This is a genomic window from Vibrio sp. WZ-1, assembly GCF_052037695.1.
Taxonomy (GTDB): domain Bacteria; phylum Pseudomonadota; class Gammaproteobacteria; order Enterobacterales; family Vibrionaceae; genus Vibrio.
In genome coordinates this window covers 107872-125612 of sequence record NZ_JBQEQR010000076.1, presented here as the reverse complement: position 1 = coordinate 125612, position 17741 = coordinate 107872, and the positions used below count along the sequence as shown (strand labels likewise).

At 47.1% G+C, this 17741-nt stretch carries 10 protein-coding genes and 1 riboswitch; of the genes, 4 read left to right on the top strand and 6 right to left on the bottom strand.

The window, feature by feature from the left end; translation table 11 throughout:
• Positions 1-77 precede the first annotated feature (77 nt).
• The 5 genes from dapD to ACTS60_RS13160 form a co-directional block, all read right to left on the bottom strand.
• Positions 78-1109, bottom strand: coding sequence for a 2,3,4,5-tetrahydropyridine-2,6-dicarboxylate N-succinyltransferase (gene dapD / locus ACTS60_RS13180; protein WP_440888606.1), 1032 nt, complete (start codon positions 1107-1109; stop codon positions 78-80).
• Positions 1110-1430: 321 nt separating this feature from the next.
• Positions 1431-2414, bottom strand: coding sequence for a GGGtGRT protein (locus tag ACTS60_RS13175; RefSeq protein ID WP_440888605.1), 984 nt, complete (start codon positions 2412-2414; stop codon positions 1431-1433).
• A gap of 23 nt (positions 2415-2437) precedes the next feature.
• A complete protein-coding gene (locus ACTS60_RS13170) occupies positions 2438-3130 on the bottom strand; it encodes an iron-sulfur cluster assembly scaffold protein (protein ID WP_440888604.1) in 693 nt (230 codons plus the stop codon).
• Positions 3131-3262: 132 nt separating this feature from the next.
• A riboswitch (Fluoride riboswitch) is annotated at positions 3263-3337 on the bottom strand.
• A 202-nt stretch (positions 3338-3539) separates the two neighbouring features.
• Entirely contained in the window at positions 3540-3839 is a 300-nt protein-coding gene (locus ACTS60_RS13165; RefSeq protein WP_005380208.1) for a YebG family protein, read from the bottom strand.
• Positions 3840-3986: 147 nt separating this feature from the next.
• A complete protein-coding gene (locus ACTS60_RS13160; protein WP_440888603.1) occupies positions 3987-4904 on the bottom strand; it encodes a LysR family transcriptional regulator in 918 nt (305 codons plus the stop codon).
• 112 nt (positions 4905-5016) lie between these two features.
• On the opposite strand from ACTS60_RS13160, the gene ACTS60_RS13155 reads away from it, so the two are divergent.
• Positions 5017-5991: a TDT family transporter gene (locus tag ACTS60_RS13155; RefSeq protein WP_440888602.1), complete on the top strand. Its 975-nt coding sequence runs from the start codon at positions 5017-5019 to the stop codon at positions 5989-5991.
• Between the two features lie 75 nt (positions 5992-6066).
• Here the strand turns inward: ACTS60_RS13155 and ACTS60_RS13150 are convergent, their stop codons facing one another.
• Positions 6067-7890: a DUF3413 domain-containing protein gene (locus ACTS60_RS13150; RefSeq protein WP_440888601.1), complete on the bottom strand. Its 1824-nt coding sequence runs from the start codon at positions 7888-7890 to the stop codon at positions 6067-6069.
• Between the two features lie 261 nt (positions 7891-8151).
• On the opposite strand from ACTS60_RS13150, the gene recC reads away from it, so the two are divergent.
• From recC to recD, 3 genes are all read left to right on the top strand, one after another.
• Complete coding sequence (gene recC / locus ACTS60_RS13145; protein ID WP_440888766.1) at positions 8152-11625, top strand: exodeoxyribonuclease V subunit gamma; 3474 nt, start codon at positions 8152-8154, stop codon at positions 11623-11625.
• A 290-nt stretch (positions 11626-11915) separates the two neighbouring features.
• Positions 11916-15554, top strand: a complete 3639-nt coding sequence (recB, locus tag ACTS60_RS13140) for an exodeoxyribonuclease V subunit beta (RefSeq protein WP_440888600.1) — start codon at positions 11916-11918, stop codon at positions 15552-15554.
• Positions 15554-17713, top strand: a complete 2160-nt coding sequence (gene recD, locus ACTS60_RS13135; protein WP_440888599.1) for an exodeoxyribonuclease V subunit alpha — start codon at positions 15554-15556, stop codon at positions 17711-17713. The genes recB and recD overlap by 1 nt, the downstream gene beginning before the upstream one ends.
• Positions 17714-17741: the final 28 nt, after the last annotated feature.

Here is a 17741-nt window from a genome sequence, read left to right as displayed (position 1 = left end):
CTTCAACTCGTTGCCGCGCCTGCAAGCCAAGTCAGCCTCGCTGAATCAAGCATCTCGAGGTTATTTGGGTATTCTTATTAGTTGTTTTTATGCAGTTCGCTGTTCAGTTCAACCGCGCTCTTGTTTGCAAGACACTCGATTTGACCTGTTACAGAGTTACGACGGAACAGTAGGTCAGAAACACCAGCAAGATCGCGTGCTTTCACTACTTCTACTTCTTGGCCTGCAGAATCTAGCATGCGTACTTTAGAACCAGCGGTAACGTATAGACCTGATTCGATAGTACAACGGTCACCCATTGGGAAGCCAAGACCTGCGTTCGCGCCCAGTAGAGAGTTTTCACCGATAGAAACCACTACTTTACCGCCGCCAGATAGCGTACCCATGATAGATGCGCCGCCGCCGATGTCAGAACCGTTACCAACCACTACGCCAGCAGAGATACGGCCTTCAACCATGCTCACGCCAGTTGTACCTGCGTTGAAGTTGATGAAGCCTTCATGCATTACCGTTGTGCCTTCGCCAACGTGTGCGCCAAGACGTACGCGAGAAGTGTCAGCGATACGAACGCCAGTTGGTACCACGTAGTCCACCATTTTAGGGAACTTGTCTACGCAATCTACGCTTAGTGCACGACCCGCTAGGCGAGCTTCGATTTGACGCTCTGCCAGTTCAGGTAGATCGATAGGACCTTCGTTTGTCCATGCGATGTTGTGTAGTAGACCGAAGATGCCGTCTAGTACTGTACCGTGTGGTTGAACTAGGCGGTTAGAGATAAGTTGAAGTTTTAGGAAACCTTCAGCAACGCTTTGTGGCTGCTCATCAGTAGCAAGGATAACCAGTACAAGTGGTTGTGCTGATTCTGCTGCTTTTGCTGCGAAAGATGCGTTTGCCGCATCGCCGTTTGCTTCAAATGCTGCTGCCAGTTCTGCGCTTTGTGCTGCAGAGATCTCGATAGCTTGGTTGCCTTGCTCGTAACCTGCTACTGCTGCTAGTGTGTTAACAAGCTCTTCGCTTGGGTTAAGAACTGGGTTTGGGAAAAACGCTTCGATGATTTTACCGTCGCGGTTTTTAGTTGCCGTACCAAAGGCTAGAGAGAAGAAAGCCATAGTTGATCTCCATGTGTTGAGTCTTGTGTCTCGTCTGTTCACTGACAAGAAATAATTAAGTTGTCAGTCATCATAAAGAGAGTGTTGGGGAGTTTAAAGAGGGGAAATGGAGAAAGTCTGTAGATGGATACCTTTTGTCTTTTTAGAGATATGTTTGTCTGATGAGAAATGTGTCGCAAAAGCCTTCTCAGACCGATTTGGGGTAGGGACAAAGTGAAGTTGGAGAAGGGGGCGTAAAAAATAAGGGGAGGACCGAAGTCACTCCCCCTACACTGGGTTTGTTGGATTTACTGGCTTTGGATAGTAAAGCGATAAATCGACTTAGAGGCTTAGCTCACTGACCTCTACTGCAAGTGCAACAGTTGCACCTACCATTGGGTTGTTACCCATACCGATGAAGCCCATCATTGCAACGTGCGCTGGTACAGAAGAGCTACCCGCGAATTGCGCATCGGCGTGCATGCGACCCATGGTATCGGTCATACCGTAAGAGGCAGGACCTGCTGCGACGTTATCTGGGTGTAGAGTACGACCAGTACCACCACCTGATGCCACAGAGAAGTAAGGCATACCTTCACGGTTACGTTCCGCTTTGTAGATACCTGCTACTGGGTGTTGGAAGCGAGTCGGGTTGGTTGAGTTACCAGTGATGCTCACATCCACTTGTTCTTTGTGCATGATAGCCACGCCTTCACGTACATCGTCTGCACCGTAGCAAAGAATCTCACCACGTGGACCTTGCGAGAAACGGCGACGTTCTACTTCCACTAACTCACCAGTTTGGTAGTTGTATTGAGTGCGCACGTAAGTAAAACCATTGATGCGTGAGATTAGGTAAGCGGCGTCTTTGCCCAAACCATTTAGGATCACTTTCAACGGACTTTTGCGTGATTTGTTCACGTTCAATGCGATTTTGATTGCGCCTTCTGCCGCAGCGAATGACTCGTGACCGGCAAGGAAAGCAAAACAGCCACTTTCTTCATTCAACAGACGAGCCGCCAGTGCACCGTGACCGATGCCCACTTGGCGTTGCTGCGCCACGCTGCCGGGTTTAGTGCAGGCTTGAAGACCTTCACCGATGATGTTTGCAGCTTCTTCTGCTGTTTTTGCACCGCGGAAAATCGCCAAAGCAGTACCCAGTGTGTAGGCATCGGCAGCACTTTCGAACGCGATAGGTTGAGTGTCCATCACCAGCGCTTTAGGGTCGATACCACGATCCATACAGTATTGATATGCCTCTTCCAGAGAAGAAAGGTGCATTTCGTCTAATGTGCGACGTACAGATTCAGTAATTGGAGTGTTCATAATCTCTTTCCTCTTGGTGGCAATTATTGTTGGCGTGGGTTGATGGTCGTTACGGCTTCGTCAAAACGACCGTAAGTGCCCGTTGCTTTGTCTGCGGCTTCCGCAGCAGATACGCCTTCGTTGATGGCTTTCATCATCTTGCCTAAGTTGAGATATTGGTAACCAATCACTTCTTTGTTTTCGTCTAGCGCGAGTTTTGTTACGTAGCCTTCAGCCAGCTCCATGTAACGCACGCCTTTTGCTTTAGTTGAGTAGCTAGTACCCACTTGGCTGCGCTGAGTTTGACCAAGATCTTCCAGTGCCGCACCAATTTCCAAGCCGCCTTCAGAGAAAGCAGATTGAGTACGACCGTAAACAAATTGAAGGAAGATTTCGCGCATCGCGACGTTGATAGCATCACACACTAAGTCAGTGTTGAGTGCTTCAAGAATGGTTTTACCGGTTAGGATTTCTGCGGCCATCGCTGCTGATTGAGTCATGCCTGAACAGCCGATCGTTTCGATCAAAGCTTCTTCGATGATGCCGTTTTTGACGTTAAGGGTCAGTTTTGCTGCACCTTGTTGAGGAGCACAAGCACCAACGCCGTGGCTAAGACCAGAAATCGCGATAACGTCTTTTGGATTGATCATTGCGCCTTCAACAGGGAGCGGTGCAGATGCATGAAGATCGCCGCGTTGAATCGGGCACATTGATTGGATTTCGTGTGAGTATTGCATAATGTTTTCCCAGTGTATTTTTAATTTTTGAGAAAACAGGAGCGGGGTTGGAGAAGAGTTGAATTGCTCACTACAGAACTCTTGCTTTCACAATATAGGCGAAAGCATTTCCAACAGGGCTGACCTGTTTTCGTTTCTGTAGGAGTCATTAGCTTTAAAGCGGTTCGAATCTTTCGATTCCGGTGGCACCCCATCACCGTGTGCGATTAGGTTAGACCTAAGTCACACTAATCTGCAACATGAATTTTAGAGCCATTTGGGATATTAAATCAGTTCTTTATATTCTCAGAGATATATACTTAAGTAACCTCTTAACCTGTATCTTGAAGTTACTTAAATATATGGCAATAACTGAATGGCATAAAAAAACGCCGCATAACGCGACGTTTTTTCGAAACAAATGAGAGGCTTATGCAGCGTCTTCTTGCTCGCTATCTTCTTCAACAGCTTCAAGCTTCTTTGCTTTTTTTGGTGCAGGTTTACGTTTTGCACCCAGAGCGTAAAGTACTTCTTCTTTGTTTTGCGCAAGGAACATTGCAAGATCTTCTTGCTTGCCTTCGTCTTCTAGAAGTTCACTTTTACCTAGCAGTGAGAATAACTCGTCCGCCATATCCAGCATTTTGTCGTATGCGTCAGCTTCCGCTTTAGAGGTAAAAGTCATTTTCTCTTCTCCATTGCGTTCTACCACGTACTTGACGATTACAGCCATGGTGTTGGTCCTCTAACTTGATTAATTTATACTGGCTTTTTATACAGTTTTTGACCAGTTAAGTCTAGCGACAAGCCTCAGAATGAGAGCCGTGTACAACTAAGTGACCAGCATTTGAACTATCTGCCTTGAACTACCCATCTTGAACTAGTCATCTTTAAGGTGTGGGTTCTCTGGGCGTTCCCAATCTTGGCAGAACTCAATAAACGTGCGCAGTAGCGGGTTTTGATACTTCTCCTTGTGGAGTAGCAGCCAGAAGCGGCGTTTCATATCTAGGGGCATATTAAGCATCTTAACTCGGCCGTCGCGAATCGCAGGCTCGGCGGATAGGCGTGATAAACAACCTAAGCCAAGCCCCGCAGACACAGAGTTAATCAGTGCTTCGGTAGTGTTGAGCTGGAAGGCCTCATGCCAGTGCTCTAAACGTGGCGCAATGACGCGCATAAAAAACTCTCTCGAACCAGAGCCTGCCTCACGCAGAATCCATTCCGTGTCTTCGAGCTCATTTAGGCTGATAGGTCCTTCGTCGAAGTGAGGGTAGTCCGGCGGACAAATCACACACATTTCATCTTCACTGAATTGCGTTGACTCCAGCTCTGGGTGTATGGTCTTGCCCTCAATGAGGGCGATATCGAGCTCGTAGGCAATCAACATGTCACAAATTTGCGCCGAGTTTGAAATAAACAAGCTCTGTGATTGGTGATTAGTTTCCTGACGGAAATCACTTAGCAGGTAAGGCGCGACTTGGTTGCCAATGGTGTCACTAGCACCGATACGTAAAAGCCCTGAAAGGGTTTGATCGCCATCGAACACACTCTCAATATCTCGAGCTCGATTGAGGAGTTCATCGGCGAGGGGCAGAAGCTTTTGTCCTTCTTGGTTGAGAATTAAGCGGTTGTTCACCCGGTCAAATAGGTGATGACCAATTTGTTTCTCTAGCTCAGACAGCGCCATACTTACCGCCGCTTTAGAAAGAAACAGGCTTTCTGAAGCAGCTGTTAGCGTTTTGTGCTGAGTGATCGTAGTAAAAACTTTCAGCTGTTTAAGAGAGATATGGCTAGGCATGATATTCCGTTAAATAAATCTGAACGTTAGTTTTAAATAATTAGATATATTGGAACGAATTGCAAGAGTAATATAACCCCCATAGATAGTTAGCCTAGATTTTGAGGTCGTAATGATTCAGAGAACAAAAGCAAAAGTAATGAGAGCTCCAACCCCAATGGCGGGTCTGGCTCTTGGTATTGCGAGCTTAGGTTGGAGTTGGGAAAACTTCGCCGAATTACATGGCTATGGACAGTGGATTAGCGCAGGCATTGCAAGCGTATTGCTAGCAATCTTGACTATTAAATTTCTTTTTCACAATCACTTGTTAAGACAAGACCTTGCGCACCCTGTGGTAGGTAGCGTGGTGCCAACTTTTGCAATGGGAACCATGGTGGTTTCAAACTCATTAGGGCACTTTTTCCCTATTGCAGGGGATGTGCTTTGGTTAGTGGCAGTAGCTCTACATATCGTGTTCCTTGTGAGCTTTATGTACCACCGCGCGAAAGACTTCGAGTTACACCATATGGTGCCAAGTTGGTTCGTACCACCAGTCGGAATTATCGTTGCAGACGTGTCTTTTTCAGGTAGCCCTGCACTTGCACCAATTGCGCACGGTGCGTTGGTCTTTGGTATGGTGGCGTACGCAGTAATGTTGCCAATAATGATCTACCGTTTCATGTTTACTCATGAAATCCCAGATGCAGCAAAACCAACCATGGCAATCATGGCGGCACCAGCAAGCCTATCGTTGGCTGGTTACCTAACCGTAACGGCGGCACCTTCGCCAGTGATTATTGCTCTGTTGTTTGGTATCGCGGTATTGATGACAGCCATCATCTACTTAGCTTTCTTTAAACTGCTAAGACTGCCATTTAGCCCTGGCTATGCAGCGTTTACCTTCCCAATGGTGATTGGTGCGACAGCTCTATTCAAAACAGCAAATTGGATGGAAGCAAATGGTCTAGCAGCGCACTATGTACAGCAAGTTCGTGGTCTAGCAGGTATTGAACTGATAGTGGCGACAATCGTCGTGACTTACGTAGGTTTGCAATACATCAACAACTTGCTAATTCAACCACGATTGGTTGCAGCACATCATGCATAAATGCGGTAGCCAAGTAACGGTCTTGGTTATTTCATAAAAAAAGCCTCTTGGTCTCTCTCGCCAAGAGGCTTTTCATTATCCCTTGTTGTAGAAGCGTGACATCTCATTTAATGAGTTTTGGATTACACTAATGGGAACTTGATGCTTACTATCGACATTGAGCTGTTTATCAAGCTGTTGAGACTGGCCGCCTGGGTTCACGACCAACATGGTTTCTTTTCCCACTAAAGCGTAGTTGTAGTAGCTACCCGCGATGTACCAATCCCGAGGTATACGGTTATCAAACAGATCATGTCCAACACTGTATGAATCGGTGCTGCCTTTCACGTTAAATAGCTTGTTCATCAATGTTGGTACAACATCAAAGTGTGTAGTGCGGTAGTGAATTTGCTCTGGTTGATGGTTTGGCAAGTTAAGATACAAAGGTACATGAACTTGTGTATCGCTGTAGTTGCCAGTATGCCCCCAGTAATTCTTTTTATGGTCGTTAAATTCTTCTCCATGGTCGGAAGTGATCACAACAATAGTGTTTTCCAAATCGATACTCTTCAGCACTTTTCCAATCAAGCTATCAATAAAAAACAACGAGTTCTTGTAACGGTTATGGTATAGCGATGCATCGAAATCGTTATTAAGAAGAATATGATCGACACGCTCCCAGTATGGTTTGAACTTAGCAAACTCCGGTTCCGGAAAGCTTGTGCCATGGGCTGAATCATAAAACAAGAAGCTAAAGTATGGCTTATTAGTTTCCTGCTTTTGGAACTGAATAAACTCATCGGTGATTTGCTGATCACGCTCGACTTGCGTTTCACCAGTTTGCTTCAGAGTAAGATCTTGTACTCGCTTAAATACGGTGCGTGACAAAGGAGGGCTAGTTAATGGCGCGGATCCAAAGATACCCATACGGTAGCCTTGATTTTGCAGAGCATCTAAGAAAATAGGAGAGCGTTGGCTGGCATAAAAGCTATCCCAGTAAGTCGCTGGCAAGCTGTAAAATAGGCTAAAAATACCTGCTTGAGTTGAGTTGCCACCACTCATGTGTTGAGAGAAGTTGATTGTTCTTTCAGTGAACTTGCTAACATTAGGCATGATTTCTGGCGTTGCATCGCTGTAACGCCAAGCGTCAACCAGAATAAACACAACGTTAGGTTGCTTATCTCGTCGCTCTATATTCACGGGGCTCAGTGGATAGTTAAGTGAACTACTTTCAATGTTCTTCAGTTCAACACGGTTGTGTGATGCGATGTTTTCGTCCACCAAGTTGTGGCTGTAGATGAATTTGCGTGCCGTCAATGGATAGTAAAGTGGCCAGTTATTCGAAAATTGGCTGACTTCGTTATCGTAGAGTGCATTTTTGTATGCGTGGATTGCCTGAGTGCTAACTAACAAGCCAAACCACACGCTTACTAGCACAAACTTAGCGCGACTATGTGCCATCTTATTAGTTAGCCAAACGGTACATGCGAGGCCGATTGCCAGTAATGCGATATCGCTAATGAAAATCAGCCAACTCATCCAAGAGATTTCAAATACGTCACGACCACCCTCAAAGAACATTCGGATCAGCAGTCCGTTAATGTGCAGTTTATATTGCTGGAAAACGAGAATATCGACTTTCAGCATGATCAAGAGCGCTATTGCAACGGAGATTACAATTACTTTGAATATGCGTGTCGGAAAAAAGGACAGCAATAAACAACCCAGCATCAGAGGAAGAGCAATTAAACCTAACCAGCCAAATTGTGTGGCAAACAAATAGTATTTTTGCAGATAGGTGAGTGGCTCTGCTTGGTTGTTTGACAGCAAAAATGGGTAACAAGCAATTGACAGATAGAGAGTCAAGCAAGCAAAAAATGCCATCAACCAAGCGCTATTGGAGGAAAGTTTGCGAAACATACTGAGGTGATTCCAATACTGATAAATATAAATTTCATATGCATTATAAAACAGTGTTTTTTATCATGAAAGACTTGTGACTAATGTCACGCTTTGTATTTGCATGTAAGACGTTACTTACAAACATCAGTTGCTGGTTATTTGTTCAGAGTTTGGGCGTTCTCTAACCTTTTGTTATTTAAGCTATCGAGATCGCTCTAGGAATAAATGCGGCTGTGCTAAGCTTGCTAGCAGTTTCCATTGGCGTTCGGTGCTCTTACTTTGTTTACTGTCTATCACTCCAATCAGGTCGATGTTCTTAAATCACTTCTTGTTGAACTGATTCGCATCAATCCGTTAGAAAACCCCTTCGAAAAAGAACAAATTCTGGTGCAAAGCCCAGGTATGTCACAGTGGTTAAAAATGGAATTGGCGAAAGAGTTTGGTGTCGCGGCAAACCTAGAATTTCCGCTGCCAGCGACCTTTATCTGGGAAATGTTTACCCAAGTATTGGCTGATGTGCCAAAGCGCAGTGCCTTCAACAAAGAAGCCATGACATGGAAGCTGATGCATTTGCTTCCGGGTTTGTTGAACGAAGCGTCATTCGAACCTTTAGCTCGTTATCTTAAAGACGACAGTGACAACTCCAAGCTATATCAATTGGCAGAGAAAATTGCCGATATCTTCGATGGCTATTTGGTGTATCGCCCAGAATGGATTGCAAGCTGGGAAGCAGGGCAAACGGTGCCTGAACTTGAAGACGAACACCCATGGCAGCCGGTTTTATGGCAGGCACTGTACGATCACACGGTTACCCTTGGGCAATCGCCTTATCATCGTGCCAATTTGTACGAACACTTCATTGATACGCTAGAAAACTTCAACGGTAACTTTGATCATCTGCCGAAGCGTCTGTTTGTGTTTGGTATCTCTTCACTGCCGCCACGTTACATGGATGCGCTCAAAGCTATTGGTGAACACATTGATGTGCACTTGATGTTTACCAACCCTTGTCGTTATTACTGGGGTGAGGTACGCGACCGTAAATTCCTAGCTCGCCTAGCAGCAAAACATCGCCAGCACGTGGTGTGGCAAGAAGACCATTCTGAAGTACAAGGTGAGAGTGAGCAGTTAAAAGGTTCACTAGAAGAAAACGTGGTGGATGAGCTGCATACCGATGTGGTGGGTAACAGCTTGTTGGCGTCGATGGGTAAACTTGGGCGCGATAACATGTATCTGTTGTCGCAACTAGAATCCCATGAGATTGAAGCTTTTGTTGATGTCGAGCGCGACAGTCTGCTCCATCAACTTCAAGCAGATATTCTTAATCTAGAAGAGCACCAAGACGATCAGCAGATCGATAGCAGTCAGCACAAACAAGTGGTGAACTTGGGTGATAAATCTCTGAGCTTGCACTCTTGCCACAGCCCAATGCGAGAAGTGGAAGTACTCCACGACCAGCTTCTGGCGATGTTCGATGCCGATCCGACACTGAAACCGCGCGATATTATTGTCATGGTGGCAGACATCAATGCCTACAGCCCTGCGATTCAGGCGGTATTCGGCAATGCGCCGGGTGAGCGATTTATTCCTTACTCGATTTCAGACCGAACGGCCGATCAAGAAAGCCCAATTTTGGCGGCTTTCATGCAACTTGTTAATTTACCGAATACACGTTGCTTGGCTTCTGAATTACTTGAGTTGTTAGAAACGCCGGCGATTTTGAAGCGATTCGATCTCAGCGAAGATGACTTCCTTCAAGCCAAACAATGGGTAGAAGAATCGGGCATTCGCTGGGGGCTAGATAGCCATACCGGCAGCGAATTTGAACTGCCAGAAACACGCCAAAACACGTGGCAATTTGGTATCCAGCGTATGTTATTAGGCTATGCGATGCCAGAATCTGCCGGTTTGTTTGAAGTGCAAGAAGGTAGCCTTTCGCCATACAATGAAGTGCAAGGTATGGGCGCAGAACTTGCCGGTAAGTTAGCTCACTTTATTCAACAAATTAGCCAATATCGCCGCAAACTTTCCCATGTTCAGTCGATTGATGCATGGCGTGAAACCTTGGTGGCGATGTTGGATGACTTCTTCTCAGTTGAGCTAGAAGGGGAAATGGCGCTTAAGTCCATTCGCGATACCTTGAGCCAACTAAAAGAACAGTTAACCGATGCGGCATTTGATGATGCCTTGTCGCCTTCTATTGTGAGCCAATATCTGCAAAACAAGCTGTCAGGAACACGGGTCAGCCAGCGCTTCCTTGCCGGACAAGTGAACTTCTGTACTCTGATGCCGATGCGCTCGATCCCATTTAGAACCGTGTGTCTACTCGGTATGAACGATGGCGTTTACCCGCGCTCAATGCCACCAGAAGGTTTTGACTTAATGACGGGGCGCACTAAGCCGGGCGACCGTTCACGCCGAGACGATGACCGTTACCTGTTCCTAGAAGCCATGCTGTCTGCGCAGCAAAGTTTGTACATCAGTTACGTTGGGCGTTCTATCCAAGACAACACTGAGCGCGTGCCGTCTGTTCTGGTGTCGGAGTTGATGGAATATTGCCATCAGAACTACTGCCTAGATGGCGATCAAGACCAGCCTGTTGATGACTCCGGAGATAAACTACTCAAGGAGTTAGTGAATGTGCATGCAATGGTGCCATTCAGCCCAAGCGCATTCCAAGGTTCTCATTCAAGCTATGCCAAAGAGTGGATTCCAGCAGCGTTGACCCAAAGCAATCAATCGCAAGGTCATGCGCGTGGCGAGTTTAACCGCGCATTGGATGATTACTTACTCGGTGCGATCTTCCCAATTGAGTTGGACTTGGTGGAATTACAACGCTTCTGGCGTTTGCCTGTTCAGTATTTTTTTAACCGCCGTTTGAAAGTGATGTTTGAACCCCCATTGCCTGTGATGGAAGACGATGAGCCCTTTGTATTAGGTGGCTTAGAAAGCTATCAAATGCGCGATGAGCTACTGGAAACCTTGCTCGAAACCGCCATTACTCAACCGTCCGCAAAAGCAGACGTACTCAAGCACTTTATGACTGAACAACGCGCGCAGGGCAAATTACCGGTTGGCGCATTTGGTGATATCGAGTTTGAAACCAACCGCGTGCAAGCGGAAGAGCTGGTGGATAAGTTGGCGTTCTTATCCGGTGCTCCGCAAGACGATTTAGAAATCGACCTTACCTTCGATGTGCTTGGTGAAGGAAAAAACATCCGTCTAACCGGTTGGCTAACTCAATGCTATCAGTCCGGTTTGATTCGCTACCGCAGCGGTAAAATTCGTGCGCAGGATTACCTCGCTGCATGGATTGATCATCTTGCTATGTCTGCCTCTGGTCACGCTAGAAAGACTCACGTTATCGGTTATGACCGCAAGGAAGGCGCAGTGCATTTGGTTTACCCAGCAATGGCAGACGCTGCGCAAGCAAAACAACTACTTGCTGAATTAGTGCGTTTGTTTTTTGAAGGCATGACCAAGCCATTACCATACTTCCCGAAAACAGCACTGGCGTGCGTTGAGGCGGGCTTTAGTCGTGGTCATTGGGCTGATGACGAAGAGAAATCGCTGAAGAAAATGGCGGATGCATTCAATGATGGCTACATGAGTCCAGGAGAAGGAAATAACGCGTATATTTCGCGTATTTGGTCTACTTGGAATGACGAGCTTGCAGCAGAAGTTCGCACGCTGACCGCATTGGTTCTTCAAGGCGCAAGATTGGCGGCGATGGATGCCGATGATGAAAAGTAAGTTGGATTATTTAGACAAAAAAGAGAGTAGGGTGGCCGCCAGAAAATCATTATTTTTTGTAGGGCGTTCGCTGTACGGCCACAAGGTCAGAGGGACCATGATTCGTTTGAGTGTAGCTGCCTGAAAGGCTTGGCTTATCTCGTGACGCGCATACTAGCGGTTGAAGATCAGGATAACCGTGAGTGAGATCCCACTAACCTCTAAATATTCCAACTTGTTAGACATATAAATAGAATTTTTAACGACAGATCACAGTTCGGTCAGTCGATAATCCGGAGAGATTCAGCGTTATGGCGCAAATGTCAGTTCCAACTCCACTGCAAACCATGACTTTTCCACTGCATGGTGCAAGGTTAATTGAAGCATCGGCGGGTACGGGTAAAACCTTTACTATCGCGGGTTTGTATCTGCGACTCCTACTAGGGCATGGCACTGCCGATACGAAGCACCGCGTACCGTTGACCGTGGATCAAATTCTGGTGGTGACCTTTACCGAAGCTGCAACGGCGGAGCTGCGTGATCGTATTCGTGCTCGTATTCATGACGCGAGGATCGCGTTCGCTCGCGGGAAAAGCTCAGATCCTGTGATTCAACCTTTGTTGGAAGAAATCGAAGATCATAAGCAAGCCGCTGAGATCCTATTGCAAGCGGAACGCCAAATGGATGAAGCCGCGGTGTACACCATTCACGGTTTCTGCCAACGTATGCTGACGCAAAACGCATTCGAATCTGGTAGCCGTTTCAACAATGAGTTTGTAACGGACGAAAGCCATCTTAAAGCGCAAGTGGTTGCTGATTACTGGCGTCGCAATTTCTACCCTCTGCCGTTCGCTTTGGCTGGAGAAGTACGCCAACTCTGGGGCTCGCCATCGGATCTACTGTATGACATAAGTAACTACCTCACGGGCGCGCCGCTAAGTCTCTCTGTTCCGGCAATGGAAGGTAGCCTTGCCAATTTGCATGAGCAAAACTTAAAGCAAATTGATGCTTTGAAAGCCCAATGGCGTGATAGCCAAGATGACTTCCTCGCGCTGATTTCTGATTCCGATGTCAACAAACGCAGCTACACCAAAAAGTCTTTGCCGACGTGGTTAGAAGCGGTCAATACATGGGCAGCGACAGAAACCACGGGCTATGACTATCCAGATAAGCTGGAGAAGTTCGCGCAGAATGTGTTGTTTGAGAAAACCCCGAAAGGAACTGCGCCACAGCATCCTGTGTTTGAGGCGATTGAAACTTTCCTTACCAACCCTATCAGCTTAAAAGCGCCATTGTTAGCTCATGCGATTGAGCATTGTCGCGTGATGCTGGCAAAAGCAAAAAATCAGAAACAATGGTTGTCATTCGATGACTTGCTGACTCAGCTTTCTGCCTCGATTGATACCGATGAAACCGCACTACTGACAGAGCGCATTCGCACGCTTTATCCGGTTGCGATGATCGATGAATTCCAAGATACCGACCCACTGCAATACAGTATTTTTAGCCGCATTTATTTGGATAATCCTGAGTGCGGTTTGTTTATGATCGGTGACCCGAAGCAGGCGATTTACGGCTTCCGTGGCGCGGATATCTTCACTTACATTAAGGCTCGTAACCAAGTTAGTGCTCACTACACGCTTGGTACTAACTGGCGCTCAAGTGCCGATATGGTATTGGCAGTGAATCAGATTTTTGCTCTGCCAGATAGCCCGTTTATTTATGACTCTGATATTCCATTCCACCCCGTGGATTACAGCCCAAGTGCCGACAAACGCGTTTGGACTATGGGTGGTCAAAAGCAACCTGCACTGACTTATTGGCTGCAAGAAGCGGAAGATAAACCTTTGCCAAAAGGTGAATATCTCACCGCTATGGCAGAGGCGACAGCGAGCCAAATTCAAACCATTTTGACCGCGGCACAACAAGGTCAAGCGTGTCTGGTCAATGGTGAGAAGCAGAAGCCAGTCAAAGCGGGTGACATTGCAGTGTTGGTGCGAACGGGTAGCGAAGGTCGCATGGTCAAACAGGCGTTAGCCGGCCAAGGCATTGCCAGCGTGTACCTTTCTAACCGCGACAGCGTGTTTACCAGTTCTGTGGCACAAGACTTACAGCGTTTGCTGCAAGCGGTGTTAACGCCAGAAAATGACAGAGCATTACGTGCCAGCCTAGCATCAGAATTGTTTGCTCTGGATGCAGCCAGCTTAGACGCCCTCAATAACGACGAAACCGTGTGGGAAAACGCGGTTAATGAGTTCAAAGAATATCGTAAGCTTTGGGTGCAACGTGGTGTGCTTCCTATGCTGCGAGCAGTGATCAGTAAGCGTCATATTGCTGAACGTCTGCTAGAAGAAGGGGCGAGTTCACAAAGCGAAAACGGTGAGCGAGTACTTACCGATCTGATGCACATTGGTGAGCTATTGCAGCAAGCGAGTAACGAATTAGACAGCGACCACGGTTTGCTGCGTTGGTTAGCACAATCTATCAGCGATGCAGAGCACGGGTTGGGTGGCAGCGATGACCAAATTCAACGTCTGGAATCAGAGCGTAACTTGGTGCAAATCGTCACCATTCATAAATCCAAAGGTCTGGAATATGACTTAGTCTTCTTGCCATTTGTGTTTGGTTACCGAGAAGCGAGTGAAGCCAAATACTACGACGCTGAGAACGATCGCACCGTACTTGATATCACGGGTAACGATGCGTCGTTAAAACAGGCAGATAAGGAACGTCTTGCGGAAGACTTGCGCCTCATCTATGTAGCGCTAACGCGTGCCGTATATGCCTGCTTTATTGGTGCTTCACCGCTGCGCAATGGTCGCTCAACCAAAGAGCCAACCGGTGTTCATCACAGTGCGATTGGTTACTTGGTGCAAAATGGTCAAGAGGGCGGCATCAACGACCTGTTCGTGGGGTTGAAAAAGCAGCAAGAGAATCTCGATAACGTCGTAATTTGTGACCCTCCAAAGCAGCACGACGAGATGTATGTTGCGGAGCAAACCGAGTTAGCAGCGTTGACTGCCAAAGAACTGCAAAACCCAATTGATAGAAACTGGCGCATCACCAGTTACTCGGGCTTGGTTAAGCAAGGTTCTCATCATGCTGAACATGACGCGACGATTGAAATTACAGGCTTTGATATCGATTCTTCAGAAGAGCAAGATGAAGCGGAATTGGTTGAGCCAGAACGCTCTATCTTCAACTTCCCGCGTGGCGCACGTCCGGGTACTTTCCTGCACAGCTTATTTGAGGAAATTGAGTTTACTCAACCAGCGACAACGGAAGAGAACACCCAAATCATCCTCGGCTTGATGGAAAGCGAACAGCTTGATGAAGAATGGTTGCCAATCCTGCAACAGTTGATTGATACCGTGCTGGCAACGCCTTTGGATAGCAAAGCACTGCTGCTCAATCAAAAAGGCCCGGCACAACGTTTGGTTGAGATGGAATTCTTATTACCGATTGAAGTGCTATCTGCACCAGCATTGAACCGTGTGATTCAACGTCATGATCCGCTGTCTGCCAAAGCGGGCGATCTGGGTTTCCAAACCGTGCAAGGTATGCTGAAAGGCTTTATTGACTTGGTGTTTGAGCACCAAGGCAAATATTACGTCCTCGACTGGAAATCGAACCACTTAGGTGATGATGTGTTCCATTATCATGGCGATGCGTTGAAGTCGGCGATGGCGGATCATCGCTATGATCTACAATACCAAATCTACGCCTTGGCGCTGCATCGTTTCTTACGCAGCAGATTGCCAAATTATGATTATGAACAGCACTTTGGCGGCGTTTATTACCTGTTCTTGCGTGGTATGGATGGGCAAAGTGATCACGGTATTTTTTCTGCCAAGCCAACCTTTGAATTTTTACAAGAGATGGATCATTTGATTGATGGTCAAGCACCTGACACGCGATCCAGCGAATCTGGTCAGATGGAGTTAATTTGATGAAAACCAATGATCTTCTTTCTGAGCAAAGCAGTGCGATGGCAACACCAGATCTATTGGCAACGTTAGAATCGCTAGCAAAAAAAGGAGCGATTCGCCAATTGGATTTCCAGTTCGCGCGCTTTATCTATTCGCAAGTTGAGCAACAAGTGAACAGCCAAGAACTGGCATTTATTGCAGGCGTGGTCAGTAGTGAGTTAGGGAAAGGACACATCTGCTTGCCTCTGTTTGATAGCCAAGGGCAACCAGCGGACCTTGTCAGTAAGCTTGGTCTGTTTGGAGAGTCTGCGTTAGCGCTTAATACTCAGCTGCAAGGCGTTAATTGGGTTGAGCTTCTGCAAGCGTCGCCTTTGGTTGGTGCTCAAGGTGAAGCCTTGCCAATGATGTTTGATGGTGAGCGTCTCTACTTACATCGTTACTGGCACTATGAAGTGACGTTGGCGGACAAGCTCAATCAACTCAGTGCGGCTGTAAACCTACAGCCTCAAGAATTCACACGTTTGTCTGAGTTGCTGCATCATTTATTCGCTCGTCAGTACCACTTTCTGTTCAATGCATTAGCCAAAGCGACAGAGGCAGGAACCAGCAACCAAGTGCTACGCCAGCAATTAGTCTGTGACCATTTGGATGTGGTTACTGTAGACAGTCTCAATTGGGCTGCCATTGATGCGGCAGTCTGCCAAGCGAAACAAGTTCACGATCTGCAAGTGCTGGACAAGCTTGTACCATTATCGGCTTGTGTTAACTGGCAGAAGGTCGCTGCTGCGGTGGCACTGACGCGTCGTTTTGCGGTGATTTCCGGTGGTCCGGGTACGGGAAAAACCACCACGGTAACCAAATTGCTTGCCGCGCTGATTGAGCAAGCTGGACAAGAGAAAAACCTCACCATCAAGCTAGTGGCGCCAACAGGTAAAGCGGCAGCACGTTTGACAGAGTCTATTGGTAAAGCGATTCAAGAGTTGCCGGTGGAGCCTGAGCTTAAAGCGAAAATTCCAACCGAGTCGAGCACCTTGCATCGTCTGTTGGGCGCGATCCCAAACAGTGCAGAGTTTCGTCACAACAAACAAAATCCGTTACATCTCGATATTTTAGTGGTGGATGAAGCTTCCATGGTCGATCTGCCGATGATGTACAAAGTCGTCGATGCGCTGCCAAAGCATGCGCGTTTGATTCTTCTCGGAGATAAAGACCAGTTGGCATCGGTAGAAGCAGGTGCGGTACTCGGTGATATCTGTTCGTTTCATGCATTCGGTTTTGGCAAAGAGCAGGCGTCTGCGGTGGCGAAGTTAACGGGCTTTGACACCTTGGCGTACAGCACCAACAGTAATGCTTCGATTGCCGATAGCTTGTGTATGCTGCAAAAGAGTTACCGATTCGACGTCCGTTCTGGTATTGGTCAGTTAGCGAAAGCGGTCAATGCTGGCTCAGCCGCAAAAGTAGATGACGTTTGGAATCGTGATTTTGCTGATATCGAGCATTTCGCATTGAGTAGCCCAAATTACAATCAGATGATGCAGACTTTGGTCTCCGAATATGGTCGTTATCTAAAACGCATCGGACAGCAAGAGATTGACCAAAAGACTGGAGAAACAGAAACGCTGACCCACAAAGCCAAAGCTGTGCTGGATACTTTTAATCAATGCCGCTTGTTGTGTGCTATTCGTGAAGGTGATTTTGGTGTGACAGGTTTAAACCAACGTATTGAAAAAGCACTAGCAGCGCGTAAGTTGATTCAAACCCAAGACGAGCTTTGGTATCACGGCAGACCTGTGATGGTCACGCGTAATGATCATGGTTTGGGGTTGTATAACGGTGACATCGGCATTTGTATGCGAGACGACAGCGAAGGTGAACCGCGTCTAAAAGTGTTCTTCGAATTACCGGATGGCAGCGTGAAGTCGGTGCTGCCAAGCCGAGTCCCTGAGCATGAAACCGCATATGCGATGACTATCCATAAATCACAGGGCAGTGAGTTTGAGTACACGTTGATGATTTTGCCGCCAGATTTCAGTCCAATCCTCACTCGCGAGCTGATCTATACCGGAATTACTCGCGCCAAGAAACGCCTTGCGATGTACGCTGAGATGAATGTCCTCAAACGTGGCATCAAAGTGAAAACCACTCGAGCGAGTGGGTTGGTCTCTCGCTTATCTAGTTAACACAAAAAGACCGAGCATGATGCTCGGT